This is a genomic window from Polaromonas sp., from assembly GCF_018780625.1.
Lineage (GTDB): Bacteria > Pseudomonadota > Gammaproteobacteria > Burkholderiales > Burkholderiaceae_C > Polaromonas.
This window is the reverse complement of record NZ_JADMJK010000094.1, coordinates 1-20,043: the sequence shown is the minus strand read 5'-3', so window position 1 is coordinate 20,043 and position 20,043 is coordinate 1. Positions and strand designations below refer to the sequence as shown.

20 protein-coding genes and 1 riboswitch are annotated in these 20,043 nt (G+C 63.2%); of the genes, 13 read left to right on the top strand and 7 right to left on the bottom strand.

Annotated elements, in window-relative coordinates; translation table 11 throughout:
* The 3 genes from IV091_RS08600 to IV091_RS08590 all read right to left on the bottom strand — a co-directional run.
* Positions 1-236 (bottom strand): chaperone modulator CbpM (locus IV091_RS08600; protein ID WP_293467597.1); only part of this gene is annotated, 236 nt, incomplete at its 3' end.
* The gene (locus IV091_RS08595) at positions 233-1,219 is read right to left on the bottom strand and encodes a DnaJ C-terminal domain-containing protein (protein ID WP_293467595.1); all 987 of its coding nucleotides are present in this window, start codon (positions 1,217-1,219) and stop codon (positions 233-235) included. The genes IV091_RS08595 and IV091_RS08600, both read right to left, overlap by 4 nt.
* A 100-nt stretch (positions 1,220-1,319) precedes the next feature.
* Positions 1,320-1,823 (bottom strand): CreA family protein, encoded by a 504-nt coding sequence (locus tag IV091_RS08590; RefSeq protein WP_293467593.1) that lies wholly within the window; start codon positions 1,821-1,823, stop codon positions 1,320-1,322.
* 96 nt (positions 1,824-1,919) lie between these two features.
* Here IV091_RS08590 and IV091_RS08585 point away from each other — a divergent pair, with 96 nt between their 5' ends.
* The 8 genes from IV091_RS08585 (at position 1,920) to IV091_RS08550 (ending at position 11,647) form a co-directional block, all read left to right on the top strand.
* On the top strand, positions 1,920-3,362 hold the full coding sequence (locus IV091_RS08585; protein WP_293467591.1) for a coniferyl aldehyde dehydrogenase: 1,443 nt from the start codon (positions 1,920-1,922) through the stop codon (positions 3,360-3,362).
* Positions 3,363-3,596: 234 nt separating this feature from the next.
* Positions 3,597-3,932, top strand: a complete 336-nt coding sequence (locus IV091_RS08580; RefSeq protein WP_293467588.1) for a metalloregulator ArsR/SmtB family transcription factor — start codon at positions 3,597-3,599, stop codon at positions 3,930-3,932.
* A gap of 18 nt (positions 3,933-3,950) precedes the next feature.
* On the top strand, positions 3,951-5,066 hold the full coding sequence (locus tag IV091_RS08575) for an efflux RND transporter periplasmic adaptor subunit (RefSeq protein ID WP_293467586.1): 1,116 nt from the start codon (positions 3,951-3,953) through the stop codon (positions 5,064-5,066).
* Positions 5,067-5,114: 48 nt separating this feature from the next.
* On the top strand, positions 5,115-6,389 hold the full coding sequence (locus IV091_RS08570) for an FAD/NAD(P)-binding oxidoreductase (protein WP_293467584.1): 1,275 nt from the start codon (positions 5,115-5,117) through the stop codon (positions 6,387-6,389).
* Between the two features lie 4 nt (positions 6,390-6,393).
* Positions 6,394-9,600: an efflux RND transporter permease subunit gene (locus IV091_RS08565; RefSeq protein ID WP_293467582.1), complete on the top strand. Its 3,207-nt coding sequence runs from the start codon at positions 6,394-6,396 to the stop codon at positions 9,598-9,600.
* Between the two features lie 35 nt (positions 9,601-9,635).
* Complete coding sequence (locus IV091_RS08560) at positions 9,636-9,842, top strand: DUF2892 domain-containing protein (RefSeq protein WP_293467581.1); 207 nt, start codon at positions 9,636-9,638, stop codon at positions 9,840-9,842.
* A 62-nt stretch (positions 9,843-9,904) separates the two neighbouring features.
* A complete protein-coding gene (locus IV091_RS08555) occupies positions 9,905-10,348 on the top strand; it encodes an OsmC family protein (protein WP_293467579.1) in 444 nt (147 codons plus the stop codon).
* Between the two features lie 48 nt (positions 10,349-10,396).
* Positions 10,397-11,647, top strand: coding sequence for an MFS transporter (locus IV091_RS08550; protein ID WP_293467577.1), 1,251 nt, complete (start codon positions 10,397-10,399; stop codon positions 11,645-11,647).
* Positions 11,648-11,684: 37 nt separating this feature from the next.
* Here IV091_RS08550 and IV091_RS08545 read toward each other — a convergent pair whose 3' ends face one another.
* Complete coding sequence (locus tag IV091_RS08545) at positions 11,685-12,128, bottom strand: c-type cytochrome (RefSeq protein WP_293467575.1); 444 nt, start codon at positions 12,126-12,128, stop codon at positions 11,685-11,687.
* Between the two features lie 229 nt (positions 12,129-12,357).
* On the opposite strand from IV091_RS08545, the gene IV091_RS08540 reads away from it, so the two are divergent.
* Together IV091_RS08540 and IV091_RS08535 are read left to right on the top strand one after the other, a co-directional pair.
* The gene (locus IV091_RS08540) at positions 12,358-12,666 is read left to right on the top strand and encodes a hypothetical protein (protein ID WP_293467572.1); all 309 of its coding nucleotides are present in this window, start codon (positions 12,358-12,360) and stop codon (positions 12,664-12,666) included.
* 61 nt (positions 12,667-12,727) lie between these two features.
* Positions 12,728-14,431, top strand: coding sequence for a thiamine pyrophosphate-binding protein (locus IV091_RS08535; RefSeq protein ID WP_293467570.1), 1,704 nt, complete (start codon positions 12,728-12,730; stop codon positions 14,429-14,431).
* A gap of 99 nt (positions 14,432-14,530) precedes the next feature.
* Here the strand turns inward: IV091_RS08535 and IV091_RS08530 are convergent, their stop codons facing one another.
* The 3 genes from IV091_RS08530 to IV091_RS08520 all read right to left on the bottom strand — a co-directional run bounded on the left by IV091_RS08530 (position 14,531) and on the right by IV091_RS08520 (position 16,056).
* Positions 14,531-14,980, bottom strand: a complete 450-nt coding sequence (locus IV091_RS08530; RefSeq protein WP_293467568.1) for an SWIB/MDM2 domain-containing protein — start codon at positions 14,978-14,980, stop codon at positions 14,531-14,533.
* A 531-nt stretch (positions 14,981-15,511) separates the two neighbouring features.
* On the bottom strand, positions 15,512-15,835 hold the full coding sequence (locus IV091_RS08525; RefSeq protein ID WP_293467566.1) for a cell division protein ZapA: 324 nt from the start codon (positions 15,833-15,835) through the stop codon (positions 15,512-15,514).
* Positions 15,832-16,056 (bottom strand): DUF904 domain-containing protein, encoded by a 225-nt coding sequence (locus IV091_RS08520; RefSeq protein ID WP_293467564.1) that lies wholly within the window; start codon positions 16,054-16,056, stop codon positions 15,832-15,834. Before IV091_RS08520 ends, IV091_RS08525 begins: the two co-directional genes overlap by 4 nt.
* 36 nt (positions 16,057-16,092) lie before the next feature.
* A riboswitch (cobalamin riboswitch) is annotated at positions 16,093-16,388 on the top strand.
* A gap of 84 nt (positions 16,389-16,472) precedes the next feature.
* Between IV091_RS08520 and IV091_RS08515 the strand changes: the two genes are divergently transcribed.
* The 3 genes from IV091_RS08515 to IV091_RS08505 form a co-directional block, all read left to right on the top strand.
* Entirely contained in the window at positions 16,473-18,335 is a 1,863-nt protein-coding gene (locus IV091_RS08515; RefSeq protein ID WP_293467562.1) for a TonB-dependent receptor, read from the top strand.
* The gene (locus IV091_RS08510) at positions 18,320-19,672 is read left to right on the top strand and encodes a cobyrinate a,c-diamide synthase (RefSeq protein ID WP_293467560.1); all 1,353 of its coding nucleotides are present in this window, start codon (positions 18,320-18,322) and stop codon (positions 19,670-19,672) included. The genes IV091_RS08515 and IV091_RS08510 overlap by 16 nt, the downstream gene beginning before the upstream one ends.
* Positions 19,665-20,043, top strand: a 379-nt coding sequence (locus IV091_RS08505; protein WP_293467558.1) for an ABC transporter substrate-binding protein, incomplete at its 3' end; no start/stop codon positions are given. The genes IV091_RS08510 and IV091_RS08505, both read left to right, overlap by 8 nt.

Sequence of the window (20,043 nt, the reverse complement as noted above, 5' to 3'; positions counted from 1 at the left end):
TTCACGTCCAGGTCGGTTTGCAGCCGCAGCGCGACTCTGGCGCGCTGCAGGTGCAGCCCGCTAAAGCGCCATTCGCCGGGCGCGGCGCCAGCCGGGGCCAGCACGCCTTCGTGCACGAGTTCCATGATGCGTTCAGCCTCTGCCTCGCAGGCAAGGCACAGGTCGGCCAGGCTCAAGCCGGTTTGCTCTTCCAGGATCAGGCCGGTGGTTTCTGCCATCGTGAACGTGGGTGTCATGACTTTCCCCCGAGTTTGGCGCGTGGCTTGAAGCTGCTGAACTGCTTGGCCATGCCTTGGTAAAACGTTTTTTCGGCCTCGGTGTCAGCGGGCGGCAACACAGTTTGCAGCACCAGGTAAAAGTCGCCCGGGGTCACGCCAGGCAGGCCGCGGCCCTTGAGCCGCAGCTTGCGCCCGTTGGGCGAGCCGGCCGGTATCTTGACCTCCACCGCGCCCAGGGGCGTGGGGGCTTCCACTTCTGCGCCCAAGGCCGCCTCCCAGGGGGCAACGGGCAAGTCCATGTACACGTCGTGCTTGTCCACCCGGTACAGCGGGTGTGGCCGGAATTCCACTTCCAGGTACAAGTCCCCCGCGCCGCCCTGGCCCACACCCGGCGCGCCTTGTCCGGCCAGGCGTATGTGCTGGCCGGCGCGTATGCCTTTGGGGATGCTGAAGCTGATCTGGTGCTCGCGCGGCACCACATGGCCCTGGTCGTCCATTTCGGGCACGCGCAGGCTGAGGGTGCGGGTGGTGCCTGCATAGGCGTCTTCCAGGTCGATCTGGATTTTGGCGTGGTGGTCTTCGCCCTTGGCGCTGTAGGTGCGGCGACCCCCGCCAGGGCTGGCCCCTCTTTTTCCGGCGGTGGCGAAGCCCTGGCGAAACAGCGATTCAAAGAAGTCGCTGTGGTCGCCGTTTGCGCCGCCGCCAAAGCCGCGTTCAAACCCGCTGCCGGCGTATTCGGCACCGGCATTCCAGTCGGGCGGCGGGCGAAAGTCTTGCCCGGCTTTCCAGTTGGCGCCGAGCTGGTCGTAGGCGGCGCGCTTTTCGGGGTCTTTCAGCACCTCGTAGGCTTCGCCGAGTTCCTTGAAGCGCACTTCGGCGTTCTTTTCCTTGCTGACGTCGGGGTGGAATTTGCGCGCCAGCTTGCGGTGGGCGCGCTTGATGTCGTCGGCCGTCGCGTCACGCGCCACGCCCATGATCTGGTAGTAGTCCTTGAATTCCATGGAAGCCCTTTAAAAGGAAAAAAGGAAAAAGGAAATGCAAGTCATCATGCGCCCTGGCAGAAGATCCGCTGCCTGCATTGTTGCGCGATTCGGCGCCGGCTTACTTGACCGGAATCATGGTTGCTGCAGGTACCGGCACGGCGGTCACGCTGTTTTGCGGCGAGCCTTCAATCAGGCGGTCGGAGTAGGTCAGGTACACCAGCGTGTTGCGCTTGCTGTCCACCAGGCGCACCACGCGCAGCTTTTTGAACACCAGCGAGATGCGCTCGCTGAACATTTCTTCCTGCTGGGGCAGTGGCTTGCCCGCAAAACTGATGGGGCCGGTTTGCCGGCAGGCAATCGAGGCCTCGGCGCGGTCTTCGGCCAGGCCCAGCGCACCCTTGATGCCGCCGGTTTTGGCACGCGACACGTAGCAGGTGACGCCGCTGACCTTGGGGTCGTCGTAGGCGTCAATCACGATTTTGTGGTCGGGGCCGATGAACTTGAACACGGTGTCGACTTCGCCGATTGACTCGCTGCTGGCGCCGCTGCAGGCGCTGAGCAGCAGGGCGAGCGCGAAGGCGTGGCCGGCAAGGCCGTTTCGTGGGGAGCGGCTGGTCGTCATGGGGATTCCTTGGTGGTTGATGGCTTCGCAGAGCTGCCGAAGCAAGCCTCTTAATATACAAAGATGCGCAAGGCACCAGCCCTCTATCATCGGCCCATGATTCCCCGCACCGACCACGCCAGCCCGACCCGCCTTCGCAGCCTTTTTGACGCCCAGCACCGCGCCAGCCGCACCCACGTGGACGTGCCGCTGGCCGTGCGCCGCCACCGGCTGCTGCGCATGCAGGCCTTGCTCGACGCCCACGGCGGCGCGCTGGCACAGGCGGTGAATGCTGATTTTGGGGTTCGTTCGCCGGCGTTGACCGAGATTGCCGACCTGTTTGTTTTGCGCACGCTGCTGTCCAGCACGCTCAAACACCTGCCCCGCTGGATGAAGCCGGTGAAGGTGCGCACGCCGCTGTATTTGCAGCCCGCCCATGCCTTTGTGCAGCGCCAGCCCCTGGGCGTGGTGGGCGTGGTGTCGCCCTGGAACTACCCGGTGCAGCTGGCGCTGGCCCCTGTCATCACGGCCCTGGGCGCAGGTAATCGCGTGATGCTCAAGCCCAGCGAGCTGACGCCGCAGACCTCGGCCTTGCTGGCGCAGTTGCTGGCGGCGTCTTTTTCGTCGGACGAGTTATGCGTGGTGCAGGGCGACGGCGCGGTGGCCGCCGAATTTGCCAGCCTGCCGTTTGACCACCTGTTTTTTACCGGCTCGACGGCAGTGGGGCGCAAGGTGGCCGCTGCGGCTGCTGCCAACCTGACGCCGACCACGCTGGAGCTGGGCGGCAAGTCGCCGTGCATCATTGATGCCTCCTGCAACATGGCCGATGCAGCGCTGAAGATCGCGCACGGCAAGCTGCTCAATGCCGGCCAGACCTGCGTGGCGCCCGACTATGTGTTGTTGCCGCGCGGGCGCGAAGCAGAATTTGAAGCGGCCTTTGCCGCCGCCGTGAAGCAGCTGTTTCCGCGCATTGCCGGCAACCCCGATTACGCGAGCATTCAGAATGACCGTTATTTTGCGCAGTTGCAGGCGGCGCTGCGTGAGGCCCAGGCCGGCGGCGCGACACTCCAGGTGATTGACCCGCAGGGCGTGTCGCCTGCATCAAGTGACCCTGTCACGCGGCAGATGGCGCCGGTGCTGGTGTATGGCGCGCAGCCCGGCATGCGGCTGATGGAAGAAGAAATCTTTGGTCCCGTGTTGCCGGTGCTGCCTTACGACACGCTGGACCAGGCCATTGGCTACATCAATGCCCGGCCGCGCCCGCTGGCGCTGTACTGGTTTGGCACAGACAGCGCCGCGCGCGACCGGGTGCTGGCGCGCACCGTGAGCGGCGGCGTCACCGTGAACGATACCTTGATGCACATAGCGCACGAGAACCTGCCGTTTGGCGGCGTGGGCGACAGCGGCTGGGGCAGCTACCATGGCGAAGCCGGCTTTTTGCGGCTGACGCAGCAAAAGCCGGTGCTGGTGCAGTCGAAGTGGGCGCGTGGCGATTTGCTGTATCCGCCGTATGGCCCGCGTTTCAAGCGGGTCATGGGCTGGCTCAGGCGGCTGGTTTGAGGGGTATTTGCGTGCCTGCATGGCGCTGGCACTCGCCGCGTTGTACCTCGTTGCGTTGACCTGGATCAAACGGCGTTTTTGACACGCTACCTAGACTGGGTTGGAATGGCGGCCCTTGGCGCCGGTCATGCTGGCGTCGCCGTGGACGCACTAATAGTTTTTAAATTCATAATGTATTGTTATATGTTATATTTAAAAGTATAGTGTTTGCCTGAACACCAAAATCCAGGATTTATGACTTCCCCTGTTCTGAGCGTTCAACTGATGCATGAGGCCGCTGGCCGGGCCACCGCATTGCTGCGGGTGCTGGCCAACGAGGACCGGCTGCTATTGCTGTGCCAGTTGACGCAAGGCGAAGCGTGCGTCAGTGAACTTGAAGAATTGCTTGGTATTCGCCAGCCCACGCTGTCGCAGCAACTGGCTGTTTTGCGCACCGAAGAAATTGTTTCAACCCGGCGAGAGGGCAAAAAAATCTTCTACCAGGTCTGCGACGCACGCGCTGTTGCCATGCTGTCCACTTTGTATGGCTTGTACTGCCCCATGCCTTCGTCAACGCCGTCGGCCTCGTGATGAAATTTTGAAGCTTCCATGACCACAAACAATAAAACCCATTCATTCACCCGTCAGGCCCGGCGTGCCGCTGCTGTGGGCGCTGCCATGCTGTGGGCGCTGGCGCCGCAGGCCTACGCGGCTGACGCACCCGCATCTGCACCCGCGGCGGCGGCCGCACCGGCGGCCAGCAGCTACACCGTGGCGTACCGCGAGGTGCCCGACGTGATCAGCGCCGAAGGGGTGGTTGAAGCCGTTCGCCAGTCCACGCTGGCCGCGCAAATCCAGGGCCAGATTGTTGAACTGAAGGTCCGGGTTGGCGACACGGTGAAGGCTGGCCAGGTGCTGGCGCGCATTGACCCGCGCGCCGCCGAGCAGGTGGTGTCTGGCAGCCAGAGCCAGCTGGCCGAAGCGCAGGCGGGGCTGACCAACGCCACGCGCGCCTATGAGCGCAACAAACAACTGTTCGCGCAAAACTTCATCAGCAAAGCCGGGTTGGACCAGGCCGAACTGGACTTCAAGGCGGCGCAGGCGCGGGTGGGTGCGGTGCAGGCGAATGCCGGCCAGGCATCGACCGCCAAAACCTTCACCACCATCACTGCGCCTTATGCCGGCGTGGTGGCGGCCACGCTGGTGGAGCTGGGCGACATGGCCACGCCAGGCCGCCCGCTGGTCACGGTGTTTGACCCCGCCAGCATGCGCGTGGTGGCCACGCTGTCGCAGTCCAGTTTGCGCGCGGTCAAGCTGCAAATGCCGGTCCAGATCGAGGTGCCGGATTTAAAACGCAGCCTGACGGCCAAACAGGTCACGCTGGTGCCGCTGGTGGACAGCCGCACCCACACCGCCAAGCTGCGGCTTGAGCTGGCGGACGCCACCGGCTTGCTGCCGGGACAGTTTGCGCGCGCCTACTTTGCCACGGGTGTGGCGCGCAAGCTGGTGATTCCTGAAAGCGCCGTGCTGCGACGCAGTGAAGTCACGGCCGTCTATGTGCAAGGCGAGGGCGGGCAGGCACAGTTGCGGCAAATTCGCACAGGCGATGCGGTCGGCGGCCTGACTGAAGTGCTGTCGGGGCTGCGGGAAGGCGAGCGCATTGCGCTGGACCCCGTGAAAGCGGGTCTTTTGTCAGGCAGCAGCGCAAGCACCAGCCAAAAATAGTCCCAGCGGTTTTCCAGCGGTTCTTCTTCTTCAACATCCGGAGGTTATATGGCTCATATCGTCATTTTGGGTGCGGGCATAGGCGGCATGCCGATGGCCTACGAACTGAAGGCTTTGCTGGGCGCGAACGACCGCGTCACCGTGGTGTCCAACACCAGCACTTTTCACTTTGTCCCTTCCAACCCGTGGGTGGCCGTGAACTGGCGCACGCGCGACGCGGTTGAATTCGAGGCGGCGCCTTACCTGGCGAAGAAGGGCATTGCCTTTGATGGCGCGGGCGCCAAGCGGCTGCATCCCGAGCGCAACCAGGTGGAATTGGGCGATGGCCGCCTGCTGGACTACGATTTTCTGGTGATTGCGACGGGCCCGAAACTCGCTTTTGACGAGATCGAAGGGCTGGGACCGCAGGGCTACACGCAGTCGGTTTGCCATGTCGACCACGCCGTCACGGCCGGCGCGGCCTGGGACAAGTTCACGGCGGCGCCCGGCCCGGTCGTGGTGGGTGCGGCGCAGGGCGCATCGTGCTTTGGTCCGGCCTACGAATTTGCCTTCATCATGGACACCGACCTGCGCAAGCGCAAAATCCGCGACCGCGTGCCCATGACCTACGTCACGCCCGAGCCCTATATTGGCCACCTCGGCTTGAGCGGCGTGGGTGACTCCAAGACCATGCTGGAATCGGCGATGCGTGAGCGCCACATCAAGTGGATCTGCAATGCCAAGATACTGAAGGTGGAAGACGGCAAGATGCTGGTGGCCGAGCACGATGAAAACGGCGCGGTCAAAAAACAGCATGAGTTGCCGTTTGCCTATTCCATGGTGCTGCCTGCCTTCAAAGGCATTGACGCCGTGTTCGGCATCGAAGGACTGACCAATCCGCGCGGCTTCATCCTGATTGACGAGCATCAGCGCAACCCCAAATTCAAGAACATCTATGCGGTGGGCGTTTGCGTGGCGATACCGCCGGTTGAAGTCACGCCGGTGCCTACCGGCGCGCCCAAGACGGGCTACATGATCGAGTCAATGGTGACGGCCACCGCCCACAATATCCAGGCGCAATTGCAGGGGCGCGAGCCCAGCGCGAAGGCGACCTGGAACGCGATTTGCCTGGCCGACTTTGGCGACAGCGGGATCGCGTTTGTCGCGCTGCCGCAAATTCCACCGCGCAATGTCAGCTGGTTTTCTGAAGGCAAGTGGGTGCATCTGGCCAAGATAGCCTTTGAAAAATACTTCATGCGCAAGATGAAAACAGGCAACTCCGAACCGATTTATGAAAAGTACGTCTTGAAGGCGCTCGGTATTTTGAAGATCAAGGAAAAATAAGATCATGGGTATTGCTGGTCGCCTCGCGAAATTCTTTCTGCATTCGCAGCTCACGCCGCTCATTGCCCTGGTGGCGATGCTGCTGGGCCTGTTTGCGGTCCTGGTCACCCCGCGCGAGGAGGAGCCGCAGATCAACGTCACCATGGCCAACGTGATGATTCCGTTTCCTGGCGCATCGGCCAAGGACGTTGAATTGCTGGTGGCCACGCCGGCCGAGCAGGTGATCTCGCAAATTCACGGCCTGGAGCACATCTACTCGGTGTCCAAGCCGGGCATGGCCGTCATCACGGCCCAGTTTCAGGTGGGCGTTCCCCGTACCGAGGCGCTGGTGCGGCTGTACGACACCATCAATTCCAACCGCGACTGGCTGCCGCGCGAGTTGAACGTGGGTGAGCCGCTGATCAAGCCCCGGGGCATTGACGACGTGCCTGTGTTGTCACTGACGCTTTGGACCAAGGACGGCGAGCGCGGCGCCGCTGAACTGGAGCGCGTGGCGCACGCCATGGAGGCTGAACTCAAGCGGGTGCCCGGCACGCGTGAAGTCACCACGCTGGGCGGCCCCGGCCGGGTGGTGCGGGTGCTGCTGGACATTGACAAGCTGAACTCGTATCACCTGGCCATCAACGACATTCGCCGGGCGCTGCTGGGTGTGAACGCCGCCTTGCCGGCCGGCCAGCTGACGGCCGACAACGCCACGGTGGAAGTGCAGACCGGTAACTTTTTGACCAGTGCAAAGGAAGTGGGCGAGTTGGTGGTGGGGGTCAGCGACGGCAACCCGGTCAGTTTGTCGGACGTGGCGCGCATCGTCGATGGTGCGCCTCCGGCCTCCCGCTACGTCTGGCTGGGTGTCGGCAAGGCCGCAGCCACGCAGGCGAACGCCGTGGGCAGCGAATACCCGGCGGTGACGATCACCGTGACCAAAAAGCCCGGCGAAAACGCGGTGCAGGTCGCCAAGCAAATTACCCAGCGCGTGGCCGAACTGCGCAACACCGTGGTGCCCCAGGGCGTGGAAGTGAGCGTGACCCGCAACTACGGCGAAACCGCCAACGACAAGGCGATGAAGCTGATTCAAAAGCTGATTTTTGCGACCTCTGCCGTGGTGGTGCTGGTGTTTTTTGCGCTGGGCATGCGTGAGGCGGCGATTGTGGGCATTGCCGTGGTGCTGACGCTGGCGGCCACGCTGTTTGCATCGTGGGCCTGGGGCTTCACGCTGAATCGCGTCAGTTTGTTTGCGCTGATTTTTTCAATTGGTATCCTGGTCGATGACGCGATCGTGGTGGTCGAGAACATTCACCGGCACCGCGAGCTCTACCCCGACAAAAAGCTGTCCGAGATCATTCCGGCGGCCGTCGACGAGGTGGGCGGCCCCACCATTTTGGCGACCTTCACCGTGATTGCGGCTTTGCTGCCCATGGCATTCGTCACCGGTCTGATGGGCCCGTACATGAGCCCGATTCCCATCAACGCCAGCCTGGGCATGGTGATTTCTCTGGTGATTGCGTTTACCGTGACGCCGTGGCTGGCCGATCGGCTTTCAAAGTCGCACACGGCAGGCGCGGCGCATACCGTGCACGAAGACGGCAAGCTGCACCGGGGCTTTAACAAGCTGCTGCTGCCGTTTCTGGCCGACAAAAAGGCCGTTCGCAACCGCCGCTTCCTGTGGGTCGGGATCTTGCTGGCGATCTTGCTGTCGGTCGCCTTGCCGGTGGTGCAGCTGGTGGTGCTCAAGATGCTGCCGTTTGACAACAAGGCGGAGTTTCAGGTGGTGGTCGACATGCCGGTAGGCACGCCGGTGGAAAACACGGCCGTGGTGCTGAAGGAAATGGGTGCCTACCTGGCCACCGTTGAAGAAGTCACCGACTACCAGGGCTATGCGGGCACGGCGGCGCCCATCAACTTCAATGGCCTGGTGCGGCAATACTATTTGCGCCAGGCGCCGGAACTCGGCGACTTGCAGGTCAACCTGCTGGACAAGAGCCTGCGCAAGCGCAAGAGCCATCAAATCGCGGGTGCGGTGCGCGCTCCGCTGGAGGAAATCGCCGCGCGGCATGGCGCCAAGGTCAAGGTGGTTGAAGTTCCACCCGGCCCGCCGGTGTTGTCGCCCCTGGTGGCTGAAATTTATGGCCCCGATGAAGCGGGGCGACACGCCCTGGCCAAGCAGGTACGCCAGGCCTTTGGCCAGACCCCGGACATTATTGGCATAGACGACTCGATTGAAGATAGCGCCAAAAAGCTGGTGCTGCGGGTGGACCAGCGCAAGGCGGCCCTGCTGGGTATTCCCGCAAGCGACGTGGTGCAAGCCATGCGCGTCGCGCTGGACGGCGAAGACATCACGGCACTGCATGACGGCCAGTCGAAGTACAGCGTTCCGGTGCGCCTGAACTTGCCGGCTGAAAAGCAGGCCCGCCTGGAGTCCTTGCTGAGCCTGGCGGTGAAGTCTGACCGGGGCGACAACGTCCCGCTTTCCGAGCTGGTCAAGGTGGAACCCACCACCCGCGAAAAAACGATTTACCACAAGAACCTGCTGCCCGTCACCTATGTGATTGGCGACATGGGGGGCAAGCTGGACAGCCCCCTGTACGGCATGTTTTCGGTGCGCAGCAAGCTGGACAAGCTGACGGCGACCCAGGGCGCGCCGCTGGGCGAATACTTCATCAGCCAGCCCTCCGACCCGTACCGCCAGTTTTCACTGAAATGGGACGGCGAGTGGCAAATCACCTACGAAACCTTTCGCGACATGGGGCTGGCCTATGCGGTCGGGCTGGTGCTGGTGTACATCCTGGTGGTGGCGCAATTTGGCTCCTACATGACGCCCCTGATCATCATGGCGCCGATTCCGCTGACCATCATTGGCGTCATGCCGGGCCACGCGCTGCTGAACGCGCAGTACACGGCCACGTCGATGATTGGAATGATCGCGCTGGCGGGCATTATTGTGCGCAATTCGATTTTGCTGGTTGACTTTATCAACCTGCAGGTGTCGCAAGGCATGCCGTTTGTCCAGGCCGTGGTCAGCGCTGCCTCGGCGCGCGCCAAGCCGATTGTGTTGACCGGCCTGGCGGCCATGATTGGCGCGGGCTTCATTCTGGACGACCCGATTTTCAATGGCCTGGCCATTTCGCTGATTTTCGGTATTTTTGTTTCCACGCTGCTGACGCTGGTGGTGATACCGGTGCTGTATTACGCGGTGAACCGCAAGAAGTTTGCGTGATTTTTAAATTTTATTGACTACCAGGAGCACTGACGATGACTACCAACCTTATGGTCCGCATGTTTGCAGGAATTTTCATTTTGGTTTCTTTGGCGCTGGGTGTGCCCGAGAGCCCGCTCTTTATGAGTAAGTACTTTTTGTGGGTCACGGTCTTTGTCGGGGCCAATTTGCTGCAAAGCAGCTTCACGAAGTTTTGCCCCCTTGAAATGATGCTGAAAAAAGCGGGCGTGCGCCAAGGCTGATTTCCCCCGTGGCGCGCCGGTGAGCCGGGCGCCCAGACAAGTACTTTGATTGGAAACTGTCCATGGCTGAAACGCTGAGCGTCACGATTACGCAGCAAAAAAATTACCAGTTTCTGGTCGACTTTGGCGAGGGCATGCCGAGTCTGCTGGCAGACGAGCCCGCGCCGCTGGGCCAGGGCGAAGGCCCGGCGCCCACCCACATGCTGCTGGCAGCGGTGGCCAACTGCCTGTCGGCCAGCCTGCTGTTTTCGCTGCAAAAGTTCAAGCAGGACGCGGGGGGCATGACCGCCCGGGCGACCTGCACCATTGACCGCAACGAAAGCAAGCGCTTGCGCATTACCCACATCGATGTGGCGATTCAGCTCGGAAAAGACGGCGCAGAACTGGCGCACCTTGACCGGGTGCTGGCGCAGTTTGAAGAATTTTGCACCGTCACGCAAAGCGTGCGGGCCGGCATTCCGGTCAGCATCAGCGTGACGGATGGCAAGGGGCTGCGCCTGGAATAATCGGCTTTTGGAGTCGCAGCCGGCGCGCCCAGCATTTACGATAGCGCCATGAAGACTTCAAGCACGCTGCCTGGCCCTGCCGGTTCCGCTGAAATCAGCACCCATTCCCTTCGCTCGGATGCCGGCGTGATCGGCCTGGTGGGCCTGGCTCACATGATCAGCCACTTTAGCCAGTTGCTGCTGGCGCCCCTGTTTCCCTGGCTCAAGGACGCGTTTGACGTCAGCTACGCGGAACTGGGTTTTTTGATGACGATTTTTTTCGCGGTGTCCTGCGCCGTGCAGGCGCTGTCTGGCTTCGCTGTGGACCGTTTCGGTCCACGCCCGCTGCTGTTTGGCGGGCTGGCCTTGCTGGGCGTGGCGGCTTTGGGTTACAGCGTGAGCACCAGCTACTGGATGCTGGCGGGCTTTGCGGCGGTGGGCGGCGTGGGCAACGGCGTGTTTCATCCGGTGGACTACACGCTGCTCAACCGCAAGGTGAGCGCGCACCGGCTGGGGCATGCCTACAGCGTGCATGGCATCACGGGCAGCCTGGGCTGGGCGCTGGCGCCTGCGCTGGTGGTGTCGCTGACCCTGGCCTATTCGTGGCGCGTGGCACTGGCGGCGGCGGCGGCGTTGGCGTTTGCCGTACTGGCGGTGCTGCTGCTGAACCGGGGCAAGCTGGCGATGGCGGCGCCTGCACCGGCGCACCACGCGCATGCAGCGGGGGGCGGCCTGGACTTTCTCAGGATTCCTGCCGTCTGGATGTGCTTTACCTTTTTCTTCTGGTACGCCGTGGTGCTCAGCGTGGTGCAGGCCTTTGCCCCCGAAGCCGCGCGGCAGCTGCATGGCGTGCCGCTGCCGCTGGTGGCGATGTGCCTGTCGGTCTACATGGTGTGCAGCGCCGGCGGCATGGTGCTGGGCGGTTTCATGGCCGCAGACCCGAGCCGCTGCGAGCGACTGGTGGGTGCTGGCATTGGCGTGGCGGCGGCCGTTGCGCTGCTGCTGGCACTGGGAAACCTGGCCCCCTGGATGGTGCCTGTGCTGTTTGGCGTGATGGGCTTTGCCACCGGCATTGCCGGGCCTTCGCGCGATTTGCTGGTCAAGCGCTCAACGCCCGACAACGCTTCGGGCCGTGTCTATGGCGTGGTGTACGCCGGCCTGGACATTGGCCAGGCCGTGTCCCCGCTGGTTTTTGGCCTGATGATGGACCACGGCCAGTACCGTGGCGTGTTGCTGGGCCTGGCGCTGGTGCAAGGCGTGCTGATTGCGAGCGCGTTCAATGTGCGGCGCGTACGCCGCGCGCCGCTTGCCGTGGCCTGAAGCGCCGATCTGCCCGCCTGCACCAGTGGGCAGCGTGTCAGCGAACCTGCAATTTGTTGATGTATTCCAGCAAGGCCAGGATGCGTGCCCGAACCAGGGCTTTGGCATCGTAGTCGGTGTCGAAGTAATACTCGGCATCCATGATGCGGTAGGCCCGGCCCCAGACCGGCATTTCGCGGGAACCATGGGCGGGCACGCCCTCGCCATCAATCACCTCGTACAGCCGGTTCATGGGGAACACGCCCTGGTTGTTTTTGGCCAGCAGCGTCAGGTCCGGTGGACTGCGGCGCATCAGCGACACCAGCGGGCCGTTGCCTTTGCCGCTCATGCCATGGCAGCTGGCACAAGCGGACTGGAACTCAACTTTGCCAAAGTCCCTTGGGACGCGCTGCGACGTGGGGGGCGTTTGGGCCAGGGCCGCGCTTAAAAACACGGACAGTGTTGCGGCGGCCAGACTGGTCTTGATGCTTGTTGGTCTCATCTCTGTTCTCCCCGGAGTGGCTGAAAATTATGAAGACGTGGCAGAACTTCAGCCACAAGTCATCGTGGCAGGCGCCCCGGGTGCTGTGCTTGATGAAGGTCAACCCCGCGCATCGCGGGTCAGTTTGCGTGGCGATTTCCGGGACGCGGCGCAGCGCGGCGGGTGGCCCTCATAATGCGCAAAGGCCTGGCCGTTCGCGCCAGGGCCGTACCACGCAAAGGAAACAATCATGAGCAATTCAGATACCCCCAAAGACGGTGACTTTGCCCACTGGGTTGAAGAGAAGTCAGAAGCGTTGAAGTTCGAGCTGGGCGAGAAATTCCCCGTGCCGCCGACGGCACTGGTGTCGCCCTCGGTACACCCCGAAACTGGCGCGCAAAAGCTTGAAGAAGTGTTGCTGGAGCACGAGGCCCCCAGCGAGGAATTCCTTGAAGAGCTGGCCGCCTTGCGGGAAGCGCCACCCTTGAGCGATGAGGAACTGGCCCGGCAGGCGCTGGCCGATGGCGGCGCCGACGGCGATACCGGCACGCCCGAGTAAACGCGAGACGTTCCGATACGCAGCCACGCGAGCAGCAAACTTGCGCGGCACAATAAGGCGCATGACTAAACAACTTGCCGGCCACCTTCTTGTCGACTGCCTTCTGGCCCAGGGCGTTACCCATGCGTTTGGCGTACCCGGTGAAAGCTATCTTGCCGTGCTAGACGGCCTGCACGCCCGGCGCGACCAGATCCAGTTCATCACCTGCCGTCAGGAAGGCGGCGCGGCCTTCATGGCCGAGGCGCACGGCAAGCTCACCGGCCGCCCCGGCATTTGCATGGTGACGCGCGGACCGGGCGCCACCAACGCGTCCATTGGCGTGCACACCGCGTTTCAGGACTCGACCCCCATGGTGCTGCTGGTGGGCGACGTGGCCAGCGACTGCCGCGACCGGGAAGCCTTCCAGGAAGTGGACTATTCGAGTTTTTTTGGCCCCAGCACCAAGGGCATGGCCAAGCGTGTGGAGCGCATTGACGATGCCGACCGCATTCCCGAGTACGTGGCGCGCGCCTTTGCCACCGCCATGAACGGGCGGCCGGGGCCGGTGGTGCTGGTCTTGCCTGAAGACATGCTGACCCAACTGACCGAAGCCCAGCCCCTGGCCCGGGTGGAAGCGGTGCAGGCCTGGAGCGACCCCGGTTCCCTGCGCACGCTGCGCGAGATGCTGCTGGCGTCAAAGCAGCCCTTTGTGATTGCCGGCGGCGGCGGCTGGACGCCCCAGTCGGCGCAGGCGCTGCAGCGCTTTGCCGAAAACTGGAGGTTGCCGGTGGGCAATGCCTTCCGTTTTCAGGACACGTTTGACAACCATCACCCGCTGTATGCGGGCGATGTGGGCATTGGCCTGAACCCGCTGCTGGCCGAACGCATCAAGGTCAGCGACCTGGTCATTGCGATTGGGCCACGCCTGGGCGAGATGACGACCGGTGGCTACACCTTGCTGCAAGCGCCCAAAACCAGGCAAAAGCTGGTCCATATTCATGCCAGCGCCGAAGAACTCAACCGCGTCTACCAGGCTGATCTGGCGATCCAGGCCACCATGAACGCCGCCGCCCGCTCGCTGGAGGTGCTGAGCGCGCCAGTGTCGGTGCCGTGGGAGGCGTGGACCGCGGCTGCCAACGCCGACTACCAGGCCAACCTGCTACCGACTGCATCAGCCAACCTGCCCGGCGACATCGACATGCCCGCCATCGTGGGCCTGCTGCAAAAGCACCTGCCCGATGACGCCGTGCTGACCAACGGCGCAGGCAACTTCGCCAGCTGGGTGCACCGGTTCTACAAGCACCATGGGCTGGTGAAAGGGCACAAGACCCAACTGGCACCCACCGTGGGCGCCATGGGCTACGGTGTGCCCGCAGGCATTGCCGCTGCCATCGCCACCGGGCGTGTGGCTTTCACGATTGCAGGCGACGGTGACTTTTTGATGAACGGCCAGGAACTGGCCACCGCCGTGCAGCATGGCGCCAAAAGCATCATCGTGCTGCTTAACAACGGCATGTACGGCACCATCCGCATGCACCAGGAAAGGGAATACCCCCAGCACGCCAGCGGCTCCCGCCTGCACAACCCGGACTTTGCGGCGCTGGCGCGCGCCTATGGGTATGCGGGGGTGCGCATCACGCACACCGCTGAGTTTGAAGCCGAACTGCTGGCGGCGCTGGCGCGCCCTGAGGGCACGCTGATCGAGGTGACGCTGGACCCGGAAGTCATCAGCACACGCGGCACGCTGAGCGCCATTACGCAGAATGCATTGGCGCGAATACTATAAAAATAATAGCTGCTCAAGCCCGGACTGTATGGGCTATCTGCTGATTGAATGAAAAAAAGCCGGAATGATCCGGCCTTTTTGATTTCTGCCTGAAGCAGATTATTTGACGTGCTTGCCGATCAGGCCGGCCATCTCGAACATCGACACTTGTGCCTTGCCGAAGACGGCGAGCAGTTTTTTGTCGGCGTTGATCATGCGCTTGTCAGCCTTGTCTTGCAGATTGTTGGCTTTGATGTAAACCCACAGTTGCTTGACAATTTCGGTGCGTGGCAAAGGCTTGTCGCCCACCACGGCCGACAGGGCAGGGCTCAAGGTCAGCGCTTTCATGAACGCTGCGTTGGGCGTGCGTTTGCTGGCGGGCGCTGCGGCTTTTACGGCCACAACTTTTTTGGCGGGAGCGGCTGTTTTGGCAGCGACCGTCTTTGCGGGGGCGGCTTTCTTAGCGGCTGCCGTCTTGACGGGAGCGGCCTTGGTTGCAGCCAGTTTTTTTGCCGGAGCAGCCTTTGGTGCAGGCGCTTTTGTAGCCGGTGCTTTTTTTGCAGTTGCCATGATTGATTTTCCTTCTAGACGTTGACAAATCACCACCGGAATAACTTCTTTCTTGTGGCTCCCGGCATGCTACTGGAGAAAAACCCTGTTTCATAGGGGGAAGACACTTTATTTGCGCCCTGACGCCGCAGAGTTCCCTCTGAGAACCTCAAAAAACACAGAACTGCGCCCAGCAGGGCCAGCTTAATGATCAGCAGGGTGTGAAATTTGTCGGGGACTGGCGTTTGGGGCGACACGCGCCTGCGGTGGCTTTATCCGCCTGAGTCGCCTGGTCACGGGCGCGAAGCCTGGTGAAAATCGCGCGGGGAATAAGGTGTCTGCGAGTGCCACTGGACCGTCATCCTGAACCGGGGTTCAGGTGGGCGAGGGCAGTCAGGTTTCGGGTTCGTCTAACGCGAGACGATCACACCAGCCTGACAATTTACCAAGCCCGTGCTCGTGGAGCATTGGTTCAAGGAAATATAAAGCCCAGCACGCATCGCAGACGCCTTGATTGTAGGCCCATGCCGGCGCTATTTTAGCCGGCCAGGGTTAAAGGCGGAGGGTGCCCAGACCCAGTGCGGCGTCCAGGCGTTGCAGCAGCGCGCCCAGTTGCGGGTTCGGGGCATCGGCCTCGGGGGGCTGCGCGTTCACGGGTGCCCCAGCGCTGCTGGCGCTGCGCTCGGCAAGTTCAAAAGCCAGGTTCAGGGCGGCCAGCACCGCAATGCGGTCACGGGCCTTGATTTTTCCGACGTCGCGTATCTTGCACATGGCCTCGTCCACCTTGCTGACGGCCTCCAGCAACTGCGCATCACCATCTTCGGGGCAACGCAGCAAATAGCTTTGACCCATGATTTGTACGTCGAGCTGTTTCATGACTCCGTCCCATTTCCTGCAGGCGACTTGACAGTGTTGCGGATGCCTTCCGGCAGACGTTCGATCAGGGCGTCCACGCGGGAACGCGCGGCGTTCAATCGTGACCTCAGCGAGTCGCGTTCATGGGTGAGCAGGCTGTTGGCGCGCTGCAATTCCTCGTAGCGCAGCAAAAGCTGTTCAACGCGTTCGGTGATCTGGTCGATTTGGTGTTGGTTCGACATGGCAAGCGCGATTGTAGGGTTTGCTGCGATTAGCCACGTAGAATCTTGGCTGTTGGTGCTCGCAGCGTGGTTCACACGCTGCAGTTCAACGGGAAGCAGGAGGGAGTCAACGCCAGCGAGGTCCGGGTCAGCCCGGTTTGCAAGCGCCAAGACTTCTAACCTGCGCTGCCCCCGCAACGGTAAACGGACGAATGCCACGCCTCTGGTTTTTTTAAACCGAAGGACGCATTCAGCTTTCATCATGAGTCACTGAGCGTTTTGAACACGCGCTTGGGAAGGCGATGAGAGCAGTTCCGTCAGCCCGGATACCGGCCAACAAGGTGAATGCGTGCGTCCTTTTCAGGGGGCGCCGCGTTCGTGACGCTCATGCACTGGCGGGGAAGCCGGTGAGGGCTTTTTTGTTGATTGTTTGATTCATGAAAACTTGTATTTCTACCTCCCGCCTGACCGTGTTGCCGTTGGCGCTAGCCTGTGTATTTTCTGCCCAGGCCCAGCCGCAACTAAAAGAAACCGTGGTCACGGCCACCCGCACGGCGCAGCTCCTATCCGACCTGGTCGCCGATGTCACCATCGTCGACCGCGCCATGATCGAGCGCAGCGGCGCCACCGGTGTGGCCGATGTGCTGGCGCGTCTGCCGGGCATCGAGATCAGCCGCAACGGCGGGATTGCGAGCGTCAGCAACGTCTTCCTGCGCGGCGGCAACGGACAGCACACGGCCGTCTACCTGGACGGCGTGCGTCTGGACGCCCAGTCCGGTAGTGGCGGCGTGGCATGGGAGAGCATTCCGCTGGCGCAGATTGACCGCATTGAAGTCCTGCGCGGCCCGGCCGCTGCCGTCTACGGCTCGGACGCCATCAACGGCGTGATCCAGCTGTTCACGCGCCAGGGCGAAGGCCAGGCGGCCCCCTATGTCGGGGTGGGCGTCGGCAGCCATGGCCTGCGCAAGGTGGAGGCCGGTGTCAGCGGCGCGACCGGCGCAGGCGGTGCGTTCGACTATTCGCTTGGCCTGGCGCATCAGACCAGCGATGGTTTCAACACCCAGCCGCTGCGCTTGCGCAAACCCGCTGACGGCGTGCGCAACCCCGATCGGGACGGCTACACCAGCACCTCGGCCAACGCCCGGCTGGGTTTTCAGGTCAACCGCGCCCACCGTCTGGACGCCACGGTGCTGGCCAGCGACACCGAGTCGCAATACGACGCTTTTACCCACAAGCCCGCCAGCCCGGTCGACGACCTCAGCCGCCACAAGCTGCGCACCCTGGGCCTGAACTGGAGCGCCCAGTGGACCGAGGCCTACAGCACCCGCCTGAGCGTGACCGACAGCCAAAGCCGCTATGAAACCACGCCTTCGGTCTACCTGACCACAACCAATCTGCGCGGCTACCTGTGGCAGAACGAACTGCGTTTTGGTCCGCATCTGCTGACGGCCGCCCTGGAGCGCCGGGAAGACGAACTCGAAAACACCTCTGTCGGCCCGACCCGGACCCGAAGCCAGAACGCCGTGGCCCTGGGCTATGGGTTTACCAAGGAACAGCACGCCGTTCAGCTCAATGTTCGGCACGACGACGACAGCGGCTTTGGCGGCAAGGGCACTGGCAGTGCGGCCTACGGCTATGCAATCACGCCCAAACTGCGCATGACCGCGTCGGCCGGCACGGCCTTTCGCGCGCCCACGCTGTACCAGCGCTTCAGCGAATACGGCGTCAGCAGCCTGCAACCCGAGACCAGCCGCAACGTCGAAGCCGGCCTGCGCTACACCGACGGCGCCAGCAGCCTGGGGCTGGTGGCCTACCGCAACCGGTTGCGCAACCTGATCACCTATGTCAACGGCCCCGGCGCCTGCGCGTCGCCTTATGGCTGCTACGGCAGCGTGGCGCGTGCCGGCTACGAGGGCATCACCGTGTCCGGAAACTATGCGCTCGGCGGCGTGAACCTGCGCGCGTCCGCTGACTTCCAGAACCCGAGGGATCTGGACACCGGCAAACAGCTGGCACGCAGAGCGCGCCGCCATGCCATGCTGGGTGCCGACACCGAGCTTGCCGGCTGGCGCCTGGGCGCTGAAGTGCAGGCGTCTGGCAAACGCTTCGACACAGTGGCCAACACCACCGAGCTGGGCGGCTACGCGCTGGTGAACCTGTCGGCAAGCACCCGCATGGCGCGCGACTGGACGCTGCTGGCGCGCATCGACAACCTGGGCGACAAGGACTACCAGACCGCACGCACTTACGCCACCGAAGGCCGCGCTTTCTACCTGGGACTGAAATGGACACCGCAGTAAGCATGACCTCATGCCCCGCCATCCTCGTCGCCGCCCCGGCCTCGGGCCAGGGCAAGACCACGGTGGCCTGCGCGCTGGCGCGCCTGCACGCCCGCCAGGGCCGCAAGGTGCGCGTGTTCAAGTGCGGGCCCGACTTTCTGGACCCCTACTGGCTCACGCTGGCCAGCGGCGCGCCGGTGCACCAGCTCGACTTGTGGATGACCGGCGAGGCCGACTGCGCGCAGCGCCTGCATGATGCGGCGCAGGAGGCCGACCTGATCATTGTCGAGGGCGTGATGGGGTTGTTTGACGGCCAGCCCAGCGCGGCTGATCTGGCGCAGCGCTTTGGCTTGCCGGTGCTGGCGGTGATTGATGCCGGCGCCATGGCGGGCACCTTTGGCGCGCTGGCCTGGGGCTTGCAGCATTACCGCGAAGGCCTGCAGTTTGCCGGCGTGCTGGCCAACCGTGTCGCCTCGGAAGGTCACGCCGGAATGCTTGAAGAGAGCTTGCGCGAATCGGCCCAGTGGCAGGGTGCGCTGATGCGCAGCGCCAGTTTCACACTGCCCGAGCGGCACCTGGGGCTGGTCATGGACCACGAACTGGGCGACGCGCTGACGCGGCTCGATGCCGTGGCCGATGCGCTGGCAGAAACAAGGCTGGGACAGATGACGGCCGATGACCTGCAGGCCTGGGCTGTTCATTTTGAGCGTGGTGATGCGGCGGGACATGACTTTCCTGCCGGTGCCCTGCAAGGCCGGACGATTGCCGTCGCCCGCGATGCGGCATTCTGTTTCCTGTACGCCGCCAACATTGACTGCCTGCAGGCCATGGGCGCGCAGCTGGTGTACTTTTCACCGTTGGCCGACAGCGCGCTGCCGCCGTGCGATGCGCTGTGGCTGCCCGGCGGTTACCCCGAACTGCATGCGCAGACCCTGGGCGGCAACAGCGCGATGAAAGCCAGCCTGGCGCAGCATGTGCAGGCCGGCAAACCGGTGTGGGCCGAGTGCGGCGGCATGATGGCGCTGTTTGACGACATCACGACCACCGACGGCGCCAGCCACCCGATGTGGGGCCTGCTGCCCGGCCGCGTGACGATGCAAAAGCGCCTGGCTGCGCTCGGGCCGCAGCAGTTGGAGGTGGCCGGCGGGGTGCTGCGCGGCCACACGTTTCACTATTCCACCTGCGCCACTGCGCTGCCCGCCTTGGCGCGCACCCAGGCGGCGCCCGGACGCACCCTGCGCGGCGACGGCGAGGCCTTGTATGCCGCAGGTTCCGTCAAGGCCAGTTACTTTCATGCGTGGTTTGCGTCCAGCCCGGCGGCGGCGGCGCGGCTGTTTTTGAAAGACACCGATGACTGAACCAGCCAGCGACTGGCGCGCCCTGGCCGGCAGCAGCGACAGCGCAGCCTATGGCCCGCAGCGCATCGTCTGCCTGACCGAAGAACCGACCGAGTGGCTGTACCTGCTGGGCGAAGAGCGCCGCATCGTCGGCATCTCGGGCTACACCGTGCGCCCGCCGCGCGCGCGCGAGGAAAAGCCCAAGGTCAGCGCGTTCTTGAGCGCCAGGATCGACAAGATCGTCGAACTGCGGCCCGACTGCGTGATTGGCTTTTCAGACCTGCAGGCCGACATTGCAGCGCAGCTGATCCAGCGCGGCATTCAGGTCACCATCTTCAACCAGCGCAGCGTGGCCGAGATTTTCTCGATGCTGTACCAGCTGGCCGCGATGG